Annotated in this window: 16 protein-coding genes; 10 read left to right on the top strand and 6 right to left on the bottom strand. The window is 60.8% G+C overall.

The window, feature by feature from the left end; all coding sequences use genetic code 11:
• Window positions 1-57 precede the first annotated feature (57 nt).
• A complete protein-coding gene (locus ACODTD_RS08975) occupies window positions 58-648 on the top strand; it encodes an NUDIX domain-containing protein (RefSeq protein ID WP_489104755.1) in 591 nt (196 codons plus the stop codon).
• Here the strand turns inward: ACODTD_RS08975 and ACODTD_RS08970 are convergent.
• Window positions 645-1160, bottom strand: a complete 516-nt coding sequence (locus tag ACODTD_RS08970; protein WP_011334927.1) for a methylated-DNA--[protein]-cysteine S-methyltransferase — start codon at window positions 1158-1160, stop codon at window positions 645-647. The genes ACODTD_RS08975 and ACODTD_RS08970 overlap by 4 nt on opposite strands.
• Before the next feature lie 134 nt (window positions 1161-1294).
• Between ACODTD_RS08970 and ggt the strand changes: the two genes are divergently transcribed.
• From ggt to ACODTD_RS08955, 3 genes are all read left to right on the top strand, one after another.
• Window positions 1295-3022 (top strand): gamma-glutamyltransferase, encoded by a 1728-nt coding sequence (gene ggt / locus ACODTD_RS08965; protein ID WP_489104754.1) that lies wholly within the window; start codon window positions 1295-1297, stop codon window positions 3020-3022.
• Window positions 3023-3087: 65 nt separating this feature from the next.
• Window positions 3088-3621 (top strand): cysteine hydrolase family protein, encoded by a 534-nt coding sequence (locus ACODTD_RS08960; protein ID WP_011334925.1) that lies wholly within the window; start codon window positions 3088-3090, stop codon window positions 3619-3621.
• Between the two features lie 109 nt (window positions 3622-3730).
• Window positions 3731-4750 carry a lysozyme inhibitor LprI family protein gene (locus ACODTD_RS08955; RefSeq protein ID WP_201820365.1) on the top strand — a complete coding sequence of 340 codons (1020 nt, stop codon included), beginning with the start codon at window positions 3731-3733 and terminating at the stop codon, window positions 4748-4750.
• Window positions 4751-4759: 9 nt separating this feature from the next.
• Here ACODTD_RS08955 and ACODTD_RS08950 read toward each other — a convergent pair whose 3' ends face one another.
• Window positions 4760-5401: a TetR/AcrR family transcriptional regulator gene (locus tag ACODTD_RS08950; protein ID WP_041475350.1), complete on the bottom strand. Its 642-nt coding sequence runs from the start codon at window positions 5399-5401 to the stop codon at window positions 4760-4762.
• Window positions 5402-5524: 123 nt separating this feature from the next.
• Between ACODTD_RS08950 and ACODTD_RS08945 the strand changes: the two genes are divergently transcribed.
• Together ACODTD_RS08945 and ACODTD_RS08940 are read left to right on the top strand one after the other, a co-directional pair.
• The gene (locus tag ACODTD_RS08945; protein ID WP_489104753.1) at window positions 5525-5983 is read left to right on the top strand and encodes a GNAT family N-acetyltransferase; all 459 of its coding nucleotides are present in this window, start codon (window positions 5525-5527) and stop codon (window positions 5981-5983) included.
• A gap of 122 nt (window positions 5984-6105) precedes the next feature.
• The gene (locus ACODTD_RS08940; RefSeq protein ID WP_201820360.1) at window positions 6106-6720 is read left to right on the top strand and encodes a hypothetical protein; all 615 of its coding nucleotides are present in this window, start codon (window positions 6106-6108) and stop codon (window positions 6718-6720) included.
• 53 nt (window positions 6721-6773) lie between these two features.
• Here the strand turns inward: ACODTD_RS08940 and ACODTD_RS08935 are convergent, their stop codons facing one another.
• The gene (locus ACODTD_RS08935; RefSeq protein WP_011334921.1) at window positions 6774-7319 is read right to left on the bottom strand and encodes a hypothetical protein; all 546 of its coding nucleotides are present in this window, start codon (window positions 7317-7319) and stop codon (window positions 6774-6776) included.
• Window positions 7320-7396: 77 nt separating this feature from the next.
• Window positions 7397-7693: a DUF7693 family protein gene (locus tag ACODTD_RS08930; RefSeq protein WP_489104752.1), complete on the bottom strand. Its 297-nt coding sequence runs from the start codon at window positions 7691-7693 to the stop codon at window positions 7397-7399.
• A gap of 160 nt (window positions 7694-7853) precedes the next feature.
• Between ACODTD_RS08930 and ACODTD_RS08925 the strand changes: the two genes are divergently transcribed.
• Window positions 7854-9299, top strand: coding sequence for a SulP family inorganic anion transporter (locus ACODTD_RS08925; protein WP_221614401.1), 1446 nt, complete (start codon window positions 7854-7856; stop codon window positions 9297-9299).
• A gap of 19 nt (window positions 9300-9318) precedes the next feature.
• Here ACODTD_RS08925 and ACODTD_RS08920 read toward each other — a convergent pair whose 3' ends face one another.
• The gene (locus tag ACODTD_RS08920) at window positions 9319-9837 is read right to left on the bottom strand and encodes a carboxymuconolactone decarboxylase family protein (RefSeq protein WP_489104751.1); all 519 of its coding nucleotides are present in this window, start codon (window positions 9835-9837) and stop codon (window positions 9319-9321) included.
• 135 nt (window positions 9838-9972) lie between these two features.
• Here ACODTD_RS08920 and ACODTD_RS08915 point away from each other — a divergent pair, with 135 nt between their 5' ends.
• Window positions 9973-10794, top strand: coding sequence for a cupin domain-containing protein (locus ACODTD_RS08915; protein ID WP_489104750.1), 822 nt, complete (start codon window positions 9973-9975; stop codon window positions 10792-10794).
• A 3-nt stretch (window positions 10795-10797) separates the two neighbouring features.
• Here the strand turns inward: ACODTD_RS08915 and ACODTD_RS08910 are convergent, their stop codons facing one another.
• The gene (locus ACODTD_RS08910) at window positions 10798-11691 is read right to left on the bottom strand and encodes a DMT family transporter (protein WP_201820347.1); all 894 of its coding nucleotides are present in this window, start codon (window positions 11689-11691) and stop codon (window positions 10798-10800) included.
• Window positions 11692-11780: 89 nt separating this feature from the next.
• Between ACODTD_RS08910 and ACODTD_RS08905 the strand changes: the two genes are divergently transcribed.
• Both ACODTD_RS08905 and ACODTD_RS08900 read left to right on the top strand, forming a co-directional pair.
• Window positions 11781-13112: an aminotransferase-like domain-containing protein gene (locus ACODTD_RS08905; RefSeq protein WP_489104749.1), complete on the top strand. Its 1332-nt coding sequence runs from the start codon at window positions 11781-11783 to the stop codon at window positions 13110-13112.
• 55 nt (window positions 13113-13167) lie between these two features.
• The gene (locus ACODTD_RS08900; RefSeq protein ID WP_285358830.1) at window positions 13168-13554 is read left to right on the top strand and encodes a c-type cytochrome; all 387 of its coding nucleotides are present in this window, start codon (window positions 13168-13170) and stop codon (window positions 13552-13554) included.
• The last annotated feature ends 92 nt before the right edge of the window (window positions 13555-13646 follow it).

The raw sequence follows: 13646 nt of genomic DNA, 5'->3' as shown, positions 1-13646 counted from the left end.
TTCGCAGCATTTCACCTACCATGGCCATCTTCCAATGACAAAAAAGGATCAGGCGTCATGTCCAACACTGCCGAGCGGGTCAACATCGTCGATACCCAGGTGTTGTCCCACGACTGGTATCTGCTGAAGAAAATCACCTTCGACTACCACCGCAACAACGGTGACTGGCAGCGTCAGACGCGCGAGGTTTACGACCGTGGCAATGGCGCGGCGATTCTGCTGTTCAACCGCGAGCAACGCACCGTGGTGCTGACCCGGCAGTTCCGCCTGCCGGTGTTCGTCAACGGTCACGACGGCTTGCTGATTGAAGTGGCGGCCGGACTGCTTGAAGGCGCGGCGCCGGAGCAGCGCATTCGCGACGAGGTCGAGGAAGAAACCGGCTACCGCGTGCATGACGTGAAGAAGGTGTTCGAGGCCTACATGAGTCCCGGCTCGGTGACCGAGAAGCTGCACTTTTTCATCGCCGAGTACGATGCTTCGTCAAAGGTCAGTGAAGGGGGCGGTCTGGAAGAAGAGACCGAGGAACTTGAAGTGCTGGAGTGGCGTTTCGAGGACGCGCTGGCGGCGTTCCAGCGGGGTGAAATCTGCGATGCCAAGACCATCATGCTGCTGCAGTATGCGGCGATGAATAACCTGTTTGGCGGTTAAAACAGATCGCCGGTTTTACCGATGTCCGACCACTGGCCACCCTCCAGAGTCAGCAAGCGCTCCTTCGCTTCCAGGCCTCCGGCAAACCCGGTCAGTTTTCCTGAGGCGCCGATGACTCGATGGCACGGCGCGATGATCGAAATCGGATTGCGCCCGTTCGCCGCGCCAACGGCACGCACCGCGCTCGGGTGGCCGATCTGTTCGGCGATCTGGCTGTAGGTCCGGGTTTCGCCAAACGGAATGGTCAGTAGCGCGGCCCAGACTTTTTTCTGGAACTCGGTGCCGGCAAAGTCCAGCTCCAGATCGAACGCGTTTCGCGTTCCTGCAAAATATTCTTCCAGCTGTCGCGCGGTTTTCATCAATACCGGGTTGTCCGGTGCCTCGCTCATTGGCCCGAGGCGCACTCGGTTCGGTTTGTCGTTTTCCCAGAGGATGGCGGCCAGACGTGAGCCGTTCGCGACCAGCTTCAACTCGCCGACGGGCGAGGGCAGGGTGATGAACGTGTAGGCCATGGGAAAAACTCCGGGAGGGGCGCGAAAACTGCGCCCAGCATACTGCCGGATCGGGGAGGCGCAAACCGCAATCACGACCATACTGGCTGATGCTCTAAGCGCTTTCCTACCTTATAAAAAGAAGAGACCGACTCATGAAGTACGAACCTTTTGCCAAATCGCTGATTGCGACCTCGTTGGCGCTCAGCTGCCTCATGGCGCACGCCGCCTCGGTTGCCCCGGTTGCTGCCGAAAACGGCATGGTGGTCACCGCCCAGCACCTGGCCACCCACGTGGGTGTCGACGTGTTGAAAAGTGGCGGCAACGCGGTGGATGCGGCGGTCGCCGTGGGTTATGCACTGGCGGTGGTTTACCCGGCGGCGGGCAACCTCGGTGGCGGTGGTTTCATGACCATTCAACTGGCGGACGGACGCAAGACCTTCCTCGATTTCCGCGAAAAAGCCCCGCTGGCCGCGACGGCCAACATGTATCTCGACAAGGACGGCAACGTCATTCCGGATCTGAGTACCCGTGGTCACCTCGCGGTCGGCGTTCCTGGCACCGTGTCCGGCATGGAGCTGGCGCTGAGCAAGTACGGCACCAAGCCGCGCAAGGACATGATCGCCCCAGCGATCAAACTGGCGGAAGAAGGTTTCGAGCTGGAACAGGGCGACGTCGAGCTTCTGGAGTACGCGACCGACGTATTCAAGAAGGACATCAAGGATTCCGGCGCGATCTTTTTGAGCAACGGCGAGCCGATGCAGGTCGGGCAGAAACTGGTGCAGAAGGATCTGGGCAAAACCCTGCGCACCATTTCCGAAAAAGGCGCCGACGGCTTCTACAAAGGCTGGGTGGCCGACGCCATCGTCACCTCCAGTCAGGCCAACAAGGGCATCATCACCCAGGCCGACCTCGACAAGTACAAGACCCGCGAACTGGCCCCGGTGGAGTGCGACTATCGCGGTTATCACGTGGTATCGGCACCGCCGCCAAGCTCCGGCGGCGTCGTGATCTGCCAGATCATGAACATTCTCGAAGGCTATCCGATGAAGGATCTGGGCTTCCATTCTGCCCAGGGCATGCACTACCAGATCGAGGCGATGCGTCACGCATACGTGGATCGCAACAATTATCTGGGCGATCCGGATTTCGTGAAAAACCCGATCGAACACCTGCTGGACAAGAACTACGCGACCAAGCTGCGTGACGCGATCCAGCCGCAGAAGGCCGGCGTTTCGGCGGAACTCAAGCCCGGCGTCGCGCCTCATGAAGGCAGCAACACCACGCACTACTCGATCGTCGACAAATGGGGCAACGCGGTCTCGGTCACCTACACCCTCAACGACTGGTTCGGCGCCGGTGTGATGGCGAGCAAGACCGGGGTGATCCTCAACGATGAAATGGACGACTTCACCTCCAAGGTCGGCGTGCCGAACATGTACGGTCTGGTGCAGGGCGAAGCCAATGCCATTGCTCCGGGCAAGGCACCATTGTCATCGATGAGCCCGACCATCGTGACCAAGGACGGCAAGGTGGTGATGGTGGTCGGTACGCCGGGCGGCAGTCGCATCATTACCGCGACGTTGCTGACCATGCTCAACGTCATCGACTACGGCATGGGCCTGCAGGAAGCGGTCGACGCTCCACGTTTCCACCAGCAGTGGATGCCGGAGGAAACCAACCTCGAAGACTTCGCCGCCAGCCCCGACACCAAGAAGATTCTCGAGAGCTGGGGCCACAAGTTCGCGGGTCCGCAGGACGCCAACCACATCGCCGCGATTCTGGTTGGTGCACCGTCGCTGGGTGGCAAACCGGTCGGCAAGAACCGCTTCTACGGCGCCAACGATCCACGGCGCAACACCGGGTTGTCATTGGGTTACTGAGCGGAGTAAAAAGGGGGCGGGCACAGGTCCGCCCCTGTCCAAGGACCGATCAAGGAAGGCTCACCATGACCACCGCATTGCTGATCATCGATGTCCAGCGCGCCTTGTGCACAGGCGAATACGAGTGCCACGACATCAAACGGGTGATCGATACCATCAACGGCCTCAGCGCCCGCGCGCGCCAATCGGGTGTGCCGGTGGTGCTGATCCAGCACAACGAAAAGGACAGTCCGTTCGCCCACGGTGCCGAGGGCTGGCAACTGGCTGACGGCCTGGCCACCGCGCCCGGCGATCTGCGCGTCGACAAGACCGCCAACGACTCGTTCTACCAGACCAACCTGCAGAAACTGATTCCCCGGGAAGACTTCGACCGCCTGGTGATCTGCGGCCTGCAAACCGATTACTGCGTCAACGCCACCGTGCGTCAGGCCCACCAACTGGGCTACGACGTGGAACTGGCGGCCGATGCGCATTCCACCGTCGACAACGGCAACATGAGCGCCGAAGACATCATCGCCGAACACAACAAGGACTGGGCGCACCTGACCGGTTCCGTGGCGCGGATCGATGTGAAGCCGGCGGCCGGGATCACATTCTGATGCTTGCTTGCACAAGAGCCCGGTTGCTCGCGAGCAACCAGTGAAAAAACCAGAGCATCGATAGCCCGGGCCCGGCATACTGCCGCCGCCTCAGGAAAGGAATCTGTCGATGCTCGCTTTCAATCTCCGTCACGCCTTGCAGCTGACGTGTCTCGTATTTGCTACCGCCTCCCACGCTGCCAGTTTTGACTGTGCTGGCGCTTCCAGCCCCGTTGAAAAAGCCGTTTGTGCGGATCCGTATACCTCGAGTCTCGATGAGAAACTCGGGGCGCTCTGGCAGACAACGTTGGCGCAGGTGGCTGACCCGCAAGCGCTCAAGGCTGATCAGCGTTCATGGTTGAAACAACGCAATCAATGCGCTGCCAATAGCTCCTGCCTGCGCCGTGAGTATTTGATGCGTCTGAAAGCGCTTGAATACGTGGCCAAGCCTTTCAGCTGGGATGCCACCTGGCAGATGATTCCGTGGGGCGTTTCATCGGTGGCAGAAGTCACAACCAAGCGTTTGGACGCCACGCATATTGCCTTTGATGTTTCTGCGTCAAATGGTGGCAACTCTGGTGACATGGACGGTGTGGCCACAATTGACGGTGCCGTAGCGCATTTCGCTGAAGGCAACTGCACCCTGAAATTCAGCGCGCTCAACGGTTTGCTGGATGTTGATTCCGATGGCGGTGAGGGGGCTTGTGGTGGCGGGATGGGCGTTTACTACGATGGAAGGTATGTGGCATCTGACCAACCGATCGCGATTGAATACGACTTGCTGAGCCTTGGCGTCGTGCGTACGCAGCAAGAAGATCAGGCATTACGCACGTTGCTCAAAAGTGACTATCAGACGCTGCTGCAAAATAGCGGCTCAATGGCAACCGGCGAGACCTCTCGTGATGTGCCGGGGAGTGAGGTCAATGAGTTCTGGCTGCGAGGTCTGGCTTCCAGCAACGCGGCGATTCTGATGAGCGCGCCGGGAGGCCGAGTTTGGCTGGTGCTATTGGTTTTCGATGAGCAACGCAAAGTCAGGGCGCGGTATTACACCAACGTTCCCAAATGGAAAAAGCGGGTGCCTGATGTGCTGTTGGCGTGGCGTGAACGCTTGGCGGGAGAGGCGACACTGCCTCTGGACCTGATGCCCTGACTCTCACGTTCAGGTCGCAAACATCAACCTGCGAACATCACTCACCGGCTCGGACACCGCACCGCTCAGCACCAGCCGCGTAATCGTCTCCGCTGCCACCGCATAATCCTCATCCTGCGGCACCTCCCGCCCGGTGATGCGCCCCATCTGCCAGCCAATGTTGGTGTAGGTGCGCGTCGCCGACCAGATAAACAGCATCAAATGCTCTGGATCGACCGGCGCCAGCAGCCCGCGGTCGATCCAGCTGCGCAGACACTCGACATTGCGCCGGGCCTCACCGTGCAGCAGGTCGCGGCATTCGTCGGGCAACTGACGGCCGCCGAGCAGCAACTCACCACTGAAAACCTTGGCGATCGCCGGATGCTCGCGGGCGATGCGGATGCGGGCGGCGACGTAGGCGCGCAGGCCAATCAGCGGATCGTCGCTTTCGCGCAGCACCGCCGAAGCTTCCAGCAACGGTTCGACGAAGCCGAGCAGCACTTTGCCGTAGAGGTTTTCCTTGCTCTGGAAGTAGTAATACAGGTTGGCCTTGGGCACACCGGCGCGGGCGGCGATGTCGCGGGTCTGGGTCGCGTCGAAGCCGTTGGCGGCGAATTCTTCACTGGCGGCGGCCAGGATCAGTTGCTGGTTGCGTTCGCGGATGCTGCTCATGGACGGCATGGAGGTCTGGCCATTTCGGCTTCGCAATATACAAAACTATATAGCGATTAGGCCAGCAAACTCGTTTGTCAGCGCTATGCTGGTTTCAATTTCAATAACGTCAGGAAAAGGCCAATGACTCTCCGGGCCCTGCGCGCCACGACGATTCACCTCGACGCAGTGGCGAAGCTGTTCGACGCCTATCGCGGTTTTTACGGCCAGTCTTCGAATCTCGAGCAATCCCGGGCCTTTATCGCCGAACGCATGGCCGGCAATGAATCGGCGATTTTTCTGGTTGAGGATGAAAGCGGTGAAGCGCTCGGATTCGTCCAGCTGTATCCGACGTTTTCCTCGATTGATGCCCACCGCACCTGGCTGCTCAGCGATCTGTTCACCACGCCGGCCGCCCGAGGTCGTGGAGTCGGACGATTGCTGATGAATACCGCCCGCGACTTCGCCGTCGAAACCGGCGCCAAGGGCCTGGTGCTGGAAACCGCCACCGACAATTTCACCGCTCAGGGATTGTACGAATCACTCGGCTGGGTGCGCGATACGGGCTATTACACGTACACCCTCGATTTGCGCCAAAGCTGAATCGGCGCGAACTTTTTCACGGTTTTCCCGAATCAGGTCTTTTCCCGAACGTAGACGATCACTAGAATCCGCCCCGGCGCTCCGCAATGGAGGCTCTTTGATATCACTTTAGGGACGACATAATGCAATTCGGGAAAATCCTTGCGCTGGGTCTGGTGCTCACGCTGGGCGGCTGTGCCAGTTTCACCAAGGACGAAGTGGCCCCGGTCACGCTGCCATCGATGGCCAGCTATGCCAACAAGCCAAACGTCTATGTCGATTTCGATTTCTATCAGGGCGAGCCGAAAAGCGCTTCCGCCGTGGAAATGCCACAAGCTCGGGACATGCTAAAACCGCAACTGCAAACCGTCCTCAACGATTCCGGTTTGTTCGGTCGTGTCACCTTCGACAAATTCGAGAAGCAGCCAGGTGACTACAGCCTGCGCCTGAAAATGTACAACCATCCACCGAATGGCGGTCAGCTGGTGCTGGCCTTCATCAGTGGTCTGAGCATGACGATCATTCCGGCCTATGCCACCGACCAGTACACCATGAGCCTGGAAACCCTCGATCAGCAAGATCAGCCGCTGTCCACTGCGAGCAACCATGACGCGGTCGGCACCTGGATGGGCATCTGGTTCCTCCCGCTGGCGTTCAATACGCCGAAAGCAGCGGTGACCGATACATTCACTCGGCAGGTCAATGCGTTGCTCAAGGAATGGGCCGACAACAACCGTCCGAAATATTCGGGCATTTGACGCACTCCAGCCGCAAAAAAAAGAGCCGCAATCGCGGCTCTTTTTTTTGGCCCTTACTTCAGGGCCTGAATGAACTGTGGATCGCTGTACAGATTTTTCAGCAAGTCCTGCAGCATCGGGTTGTAGGCGTTGGTCGCGTTGGGGATCGCGATAAAGCCGAAAAAGCTGCTGTTCCACTGATGGCTGACATCTTTGGTAGCGTCGTACACCACATCGCTGCCATTGCGCAGGGTGAAACGCGCAGCGATGGTGCCATCACCGGTGCCCATGCCAGCGTTCAACTGGTTTTTCACGACCAGCACCTGCAGATGACGCGTCGCCTGCGGATCGAGCAGACCGGCCTTGCGCAGTTCTTCGGTGATCGCGTCCTGGATGTGCGCCGGGATGCTGCCTGTCGGTGACTTGATCGGGTTGGCGCGGACCATCAACGAGCCTTCGCCCGATTCAGCGGTGACCTGTGGATTGCTGATCGCGTGCAGCGGCGGGGTTTGCTTGAGCTTCTGAACATTGTCGAAGCTTGGCTCGTAACGGGCCATGGTCATGCCACAGCCTTGCAGGAGCAGAGCAAACAGCGGGATCAACAACAGCGATTTTTTCACGGCAGTTCCTTGCGCGTAGAAGAGGGGGGCGAATTATGGGCAGAGTGCCATCATTGGGCAACTCTGTTTGCCGTCCCTCATTCACGTTGCTGCAACAAGCCCTCGATCTGCGCCAGCTCCCAGGTACTCAACAGACTAGTCGGGTCGGTGCCGAAGCGCTGCCGGGTGTCGAGCGTCCACTCGCGACCGTCCGGGCAAAGACAATCAGCGCAGTGATGCAGGCGCTGGCCGTCGAAGTCCAGTTGCAAGCGCCAGCCTTCGATGTCGACCGCAACCCCATCCGTTTGCACGTCCATCACCCGCAAGGCACACACGCCCAGCGCGGCATCGCGCAATCGCTGGCACACTTCGCGGCTGGTCAATTCGGTCGGCATTCGGGGCTCCACTGGCTTAAACAGCGCGCCAGCATAGAGTGCGCGCTGGAGGTTGTCAGCGATGACTGGCCCGCTGCGGGGCATTTGCGTAACATCCGCAACCCTCCTTTTTCCGTGAAAATCAGTGGCCGCGACCGTCGGCCGCTCTGTCAGGTAAGCCATGAAACCGATTCGTCTGCGCGCCGATGTCCTGGCCGGACTCACCACCTCGTTTGCCCTATTGCCCGAATGCATTGCGTTTGCGCTGGTGGCCCACCTCAATCCGCTGATGGGCCTGTACGGCGCTTTCATTATTTGCACGTTGACTGCGCTGTTCGGTGGCCGGCCGGGCATGGTCTCCGGGGCGGCCGGATCGATGGCGGTGGTAATCGTCGCGCTGGTGGTGCAGCACGGCGTGCAGTACCTGTTGGCGACGGTGTTGCTCGGCGGCTTGATCATGATGGCGTTCGGGCTGTTGCGGCTGGGCAAACTGGTGCGCATGGTGCCGCACCCGGTGATGCTCGGGTTCGTCAACGGCCTGGCGATCATCATTGCGCTGGCGCAACTGGAGCATTTCAAGAGCGGTGAACAATGGCTCAGCGGCACACCGTTGTATCTGATGACCGGGCTGGTGCTGCTGACCATGGCCATCGTCTACATCCTGCCGCGCCTGACCCGTTCGGTGCCGCCGGCTTTGGTGGCGATCCTCGGCGTAGGCTTGCTGGTTTACCTGCTCGGCCTGCCAACCCGCACCCTCGGCGACATGGCACACATCGCCGGCGGTCTGCCGAAGTTTGCGCTACCGGACATCCCGTGGACGCTGGACACCCTGCGCATCATCGCGCCTTACGCGATTCTGATGGCGCTGGTCGGCTTGCTGGAAACCCTGCTGACCCTCAACCTTACCGACGAAATCACCGAAACCCGTGGCTACCCGGACCGTGAATGCGTGGCGCTGGGCGCGGCAAACGTGGTCTCCGGTGCATTCGGCGGCATGGGCGGTTGCGCGATGATCGGCCAGACCGTGATCAACCTGAGTTCCGGCGGGCGCGGGCGCTTGTCCGGCGTCGTGGCGGGTGTGTTGATTCTGCTGTTCATTCTATTTCTGTCGCCGTTGATCGAGCGGATTCCGCTGGCGGCGCTGGTGGGGGTGATGTTCGTGGTGTCGCAGCAGACGTTCGCCTGGGCTTCACTGCGGGTGCTGAACAAAGTGCCGCTCAACGATGTGCTGGTGATCATCGCGGTAACGACCATCACGGTGTTTACCGACCTGGCCACGGCAGTGTTGTGCGGGATTATTATCGCGGCGCTGAATTTTGCCTGGCAGCAAGCGCGCGAGCTGTACGCTGATGAGCATTTGGAAGCGGACGGCAGCAAACTGTATCGCCTGCACGGCACGTTGTTCTTTGCCTCGACCACGCCGTTTCTCAATCAGTTCGACCCGGCCAGCGATCCGCAGCGGGTGACGCTGGATTGCCGGCACCTGAGCTTTGTCGATTACTCGGCCATCGCCGCGCTGAAAACCCTGCGCGAACGCTACGCCAAGGCGGGCAAGCAGTTGCAGGTGTTTCACCTGTCCGAGCGCTGCAAGAAGTTGTTGAAACGCGCCGGGGTCGACCACGACTGAGGTCGACCCTGGTGACTGATCAGGCATCGATGGCAGGGAAATCGATGTCGGTCAGTGCCGCGTTGTTCAGGTAGTTGGTGAGGGTTTGCGCGGCGACGATGGCGATCACTTCGATGATTTTCTTGTCGTCGATGCCGGCAGCGCGGGCGGCGGCGATCTGTTCATCGCTCAGATGACCACGGGTTTCGGTCAATTGATGAGCGAGGGTGGCGAAGGCATTGAGCCGGCCATGACGCGCTTCGATGATGTCTTCTGCTGCCAGCCCGGCCTTGCTGGCGAACAGGGTGTGCGCCGCCAGGCAATAGTCGCAACCGTTGACTTGCGAGGTGGCCAGGTACACCGCCTCTTTTTCCTTGGCGCTCAAGGACGTCTTGCCCAGCGTGGCGGAGATTTGCACGTAGGCATCCAGCGCGACAGGCGCAGTGGCCAGGGTCTTGAACAGGTTCGGCAGGAAGCCGATTTTTTTCTGCACACCTTCAAGCACAGGGCGAGTGGCGTCGGTGGCGGTTTCGAGGCTGAGAGGGGCGATGCGGCTCATGGTGATTCTCCGAAAGTCCGGTGCGAAGTGCGCCGGGGATGGAGTGAATGCTACGGAGCGCGGCTGGTGCTTTGGGTGCAAATCGTCGAGGATATGCGACAGATCGTCCAAATCTGCCGCCGGAGGAGTCCTTCAATGGATCGCCTGTCCACCTTGCTCAGCCATTTCGGTGTCAATGCCGGCACCTTTCACAGCGGCACGTTCTGCGGGGTGAGCGCCTACGGCGGCGATCAGGTGTGCGGGCATGTGCACCTGTTGCAGGCGGGGGAATTGTTGCTCAAGCCGGGCAATGATCCTGAACTCTCGCTCAATGAACCGACCCTGATCTTTTTCCCGCGCCCCATGGCCCATCGCCTGTTCGCCAACGAAGCCATGGGCACGCAACTTGTTTGCGCTTCACTGACCTTCGACGGCGGCTCGGGCAATGCCCTGGCGGCGGCACTGCCGGATTACCTGGTGCTGAAACTCGCCGATCTGCCGGAAATGGCCAACACTCTGGAGTGGCTGTTCAAGGAAGCTTTCGACGGCCACTGCGGGCGAGAAGCGGTGATGGACCGGTTGTTCGAATTGCTGGTGATTCTGCTGCTGCGCCACCTCATCAGCAGTCGAAAGCAGCAGCCGGGCATGATGGCGGGGCTGGCCGATCCGAAGATTTCCCGAGCCTTGAACCTGATGCACGAGCAGCCGGCCAAGGCCTGGAGCGTCGCCGAACTGGCAAGCGCGGCCAATCTATCCCGCGCCGGTTTTGCCGAACATTTCCGGCGGGTGGTGGGGCAGACGCCGGTGGATTATCTGGTGAACTGGCGGATCAGCCTCGCGCAGAAACGCCTGCGCGAGGGACGGCCGATCGCCCTGATCGCCGAAGAGGTCGGCTATGAAAGTCCCTCGGCGCTGGCCCGGGCGTTTCGGCGCAAGACCGGGCTCAGCCCGCGTGAATGGAAGGCCGGTGCGAGCTGACGACTATCTGGCGAATTTCTTTGCCCCGGCCACGCACAGGATCACCCCCAGCGTGACCGCCAGCATGCCCATGCTGACATGCTCGTGCAGCAACGTCGCGGCCAGTGCCAGACCGAAGAATGGCTGCAACAACTGCAACTGTCCGACCGCCGCAATCCCGCCCTGAGCCAGCCCGCGATACCAGAACACGAAACCGATCAGCATGCTGAACAGCGAAACGTAAGCCAGACACACCCACGCCGACACGCTGATACCGCTGAACGAGGCGGGCGCCAGCCAGACACTCAGCACGGCCATCACCGGCAACGACAGCACCAGCGCCCAGCAAATCACCTGCCAGCCGCCGAGAGTGCGCGACAGTTTGGCGCCTTCGGCGTAACCGAGGCCGCAGGCGAGAATTGCCGCCAGCATCAGCAAATCGCCGGTGGGCGAGGCAGTCAGGCCTTGCGAGATCGCGAAGCCGACCACCAGCGAACTGCCCAGCACCGAAAAAATCCAGAACACCGGACGCGGCCGCTCACCGCCGCGCAGCACGCCGAAAATCGCCGTCGCCAGTGGCAGCAATCCTACGAACACAATCGAATGCGCCGACGTCACGTATTGCAGCGCCAGGGCCGTCAACAACGGGAAACCCACGACCACGCCCAGCGCCACGATCAACAACGAGAACCACTGATCCCGCGCCGGCCGTCGTTCGCGAAACAGCCACAACAGGCTCAACGCCAGGGCGCCGGCGATGGTCGCACGGATGACGGTGAGGAACACCGGATCGAACTCCAGCACCGCCAGCCGCGTGGCGGGGAGCGAGCCGCTGAAGATCACGACGCCGATGAAGCCATTGATCCAGCCGCTGGTTTTTTCCAGGGCCGGTGTGCCGAGATGGGAGGTTCGTTCCATGGATGTGGCGCTCGGAGGTGGGTTGCGTCGAATCGATCCTAGGGCTGAGAATCAAGACAATCAAAAAATTGTCATGGATACAGCCCGATATGCCGCGCTCTCGCTACAAGACTCTTGTCGACACCTTTGCGGCTGACATCCGCGCCGGCCGCCTGTTGCCCGGCACGCGTTTGCCGACTCACCGGCAATTGGCAGCCAGCGAAGGGCTGGCGCTGGTCACGGCCTCGCGCGTATACGCCGAGCTCGAGGCCATGGGCCTGGTCAGCGGCGAAGCCGGGCGCGGCACGTTCGTGCGGGAAACGTCGTTGTTGCCGGGGCAAGGCATCGACCAGAAAGACGTCGCGGTGGGCATGATCGATCTGAACTTCAACTACCCGTCATTGCCGGGGCAGGCCGAGCTGCTGCGCACCGCGTTGCGGCAGCTGGCGTTGTCCGGCGACCTTGAAGCGCTGCTGCGCTATCAGCCCCACGCCGGTCGCCAGCATGAACGGGCCTCGGTGGCGCGGCACCTGCAAACACGCGGTTTGAGTGTCGAGGCCGAGCAGGTGCTGATCGTCAACGGCGCGCAGCAAGGGCTGGCAGTCACGTTGATGGCGCTACTCAAACCCGGCGATGTGATTGCCGCCGACGCCTTGACCTATTCGGGATTCAAAGTGTTGGCCGAAGCGCTGCACCTGGAAGTAGTGGCGATCCCCGTCAATGAGCAGGGCCCCGATCTGGCGGCCCTCGACAAACTCTGCCGCCAACGACCGGTGCGTGCGGTTTACAGCATGCCGACCCTGCACAATCCGCTGGGCTGGGTGATGGCTTCGGAGCAACGTGAGGATTTGATCGCGATTGCCCACCGGCATGATCTGACAATCATCGAGGACGCGGCCTACGCCTTTCTGGTCGATAACCCGCCACCCCCGTTGGCGGTTCTGGCACCGGAGCGCACGGTCTACGTGTCGGGCCTGTCGAAAAACATCGCCACCGGCCTGCGTGTCGGTTTCATCGCCGCGCCGGTCGAGCGGGTGGCGGCGCTGGAGCGGATCATCCGCGCCACTACCTGGAACACCCCCGGCGTGATGACCGCCATCGCCTGCGGCTGGCTCGACGACGGCACCGTCACCTTGCTCGAAGCGCAAAAGCGCAGCGACGCCCAGGCCCGGCAAGTTCTGGCCGCGCAGGTTCTCGAAGGCCTGCCGACTGTGGGCCATCCTTCTTCGTATTTCCTTTGGTTGCCACTGCCCGAAGACGTTCGGGCCGACCATATCGTGGTCGAGTTGATGCACGAACAGGTTTCCGTCACCACCGCCGAACCTTTCACCGTGTCTACTCATGTGCCCCACGCGATTCGCCTGGCGCTGGGCTCGGTGGACATGCTTGTCCTGCGTCAAGCCTTGCTCAAAGTCCGTCAGGTCGTGGGCGCCTACCTGTAGCGCAAGTGACCGCGCGGGATTACCCTTGGCGCCGCCGAAGACCTGGAAATCCCTGATGAAAAACGCTGCACTGACTTTCGCCCTGATCCTCAACGCTGGCCTGCTCAGCACACCCGCTCTGGCTGCAGGCGACGCCGAGGCCGGCGCAAAAATCTTCCCGCGCCTGTGCGGCGGTTGTCATCAAGTCGGTGAATCTGCCCGCCCGGGATTCGGTCCGGAACTCAACGGCATCATCGGTCGCCCGGCGGGTACGTCGGCGAATTACGTGTACTCCGATGCGATGAAAAACTCCGGCCTGACCTGGGATCGTGAAACGCTGACGAAGTATCTGAAAGATCCGAAGGGCGTGGTGCCGGGGACGCGGATGATTTTCTGGGGACTGAGTGACGAGGAGAAGATTGATAATTTGTTGGCGTATCTGCAGACCTTTTCTCAGCAATGAAGCGCCTGTGCGGGAGCTGCGCATTTGAGGGGGCGGGGCGTTAGTCTGGCACGCGCCCCAATTTTTCCGTGGCAGTGAGTCATGCCATGTTC

The organism is Pseudomonas sp. FG35 (genome assembly GCF_057809295.1).
The sequence above is the reverse complement of the archived record's forward strand: the minus strand, read 5'-3'. Positions and strand labels throughout refer to the sequence as shown.

Excerpts from the sequence above, each read along its gene's own strand:
- ACODTD_RS08950 (WP_041475350.1), bottom strand. The coding sequence starts at position 5,401 with ATGAGCAGCATCCGCGAACGCAACCAGCAACTGATCCTGGCCGCCGCC.
- ACODTD_RS08940 (WP_201820360.1), top strand. The coding sequence starts at position 6,106 with ATGCAATTCGGGAAAATCCTTGCGCTGGGTCTGGTGCTCACGCTGGGC.
- ACODTD_RS08905 (WP_489104749.1), top strand. The coding sequence starts at position 11,781 with ATGCCGCGCTCTCGCTACAAGACTCTTGTCGACACCTTTGCGGCTGAC.
- ACODTD_RS08975 (WP_489104755.1), top strand. The coding sequence starts at position 58 with ATGTCCAACACTGCCGAGCGGGTCAACATCGTCGATACCCAGGTGTTG.
- ACODTD_RS08945 (WP_489104753.1), top strand. The coding sequence starts at position 5,525 with ATGACTCTCCGGGCCCTGCGCGCCACGACGATTCACCTCGACGCAGTG.
- ACODTD_RS08970 (WP_011334927.1), bottom strand. The coding sequence starts at position 1,160 with ATGGCCTACACGTTCATCACCCTGCCCTCGCCCGTCGGCGAGTTGAAG.
- ACODTD_RS08925 (WP_221614401.1), top strand. The coding sequence starts at position 7,854 with ATGAAACCGATTCGTCTGCGCGCCGATGTCCTGGCCGGACTCACCACC.
- ACODTD_RS08955 (WP_201820365.1), top strand. The coding sequence starts at position 3,731 with ATGCTCGCTTTCAATCTCCGTCACGCCTTGCAGCTGACGTGTCTCGTA.
- ACODTD_RS08920 (WP_489104751.1), bottom strand. The coding sequence starts at position 9,837 with ATGAGCCGCATCGCCCCTCTCAGCCTCGAAACCGCCACCGACGCCACT.
- ggt (WP_489104754.1), top strand. The coding sequence starts at position 1,295 with ATGAAGTACGAACCTTTTGCCAAATCGCTGATTGCGACCTCGTTGGCG.
- ACODTD_RS08900 (WP_285358830.1), top strand. The coding sequence starts at position 13,168 with ATGAAAAACGCTGCACTGACTTTCGCCCTGATCCTCAACGCTGGCCTG.
- ACODTD_RS08910 (WP_201820347.1), bottom strand. The coding sequence starts at position 11,691 with ATGGAACGAACCTCCCATCTCGGCACACCGGCCCTGGAAAAAACCAGC.
- ACODTD_RS08915 (WP_489104750.1), top strand. The coding sequence starts at position 9,973 with ATGGATCGCCTGTCCACCTTGCTCAGCCATTTCGGTGTCAATGCCGGC.
- ACODTD_RS08960 (WP_011334925.1), top strand. The coding sequence starts at position 3,088 with ATGACCACCGCATTGCTGATCATCGATGTCCAGCGCGCCTTGTGCACA.
- ACODTD_RS08930 (WP_489104752.1), bottom strand. The coding sequence starts at position 7,693 with ATGCCGACCGAATTGACCAGCCGCGAAGTGTGCCAGCGATTGCGCGAT.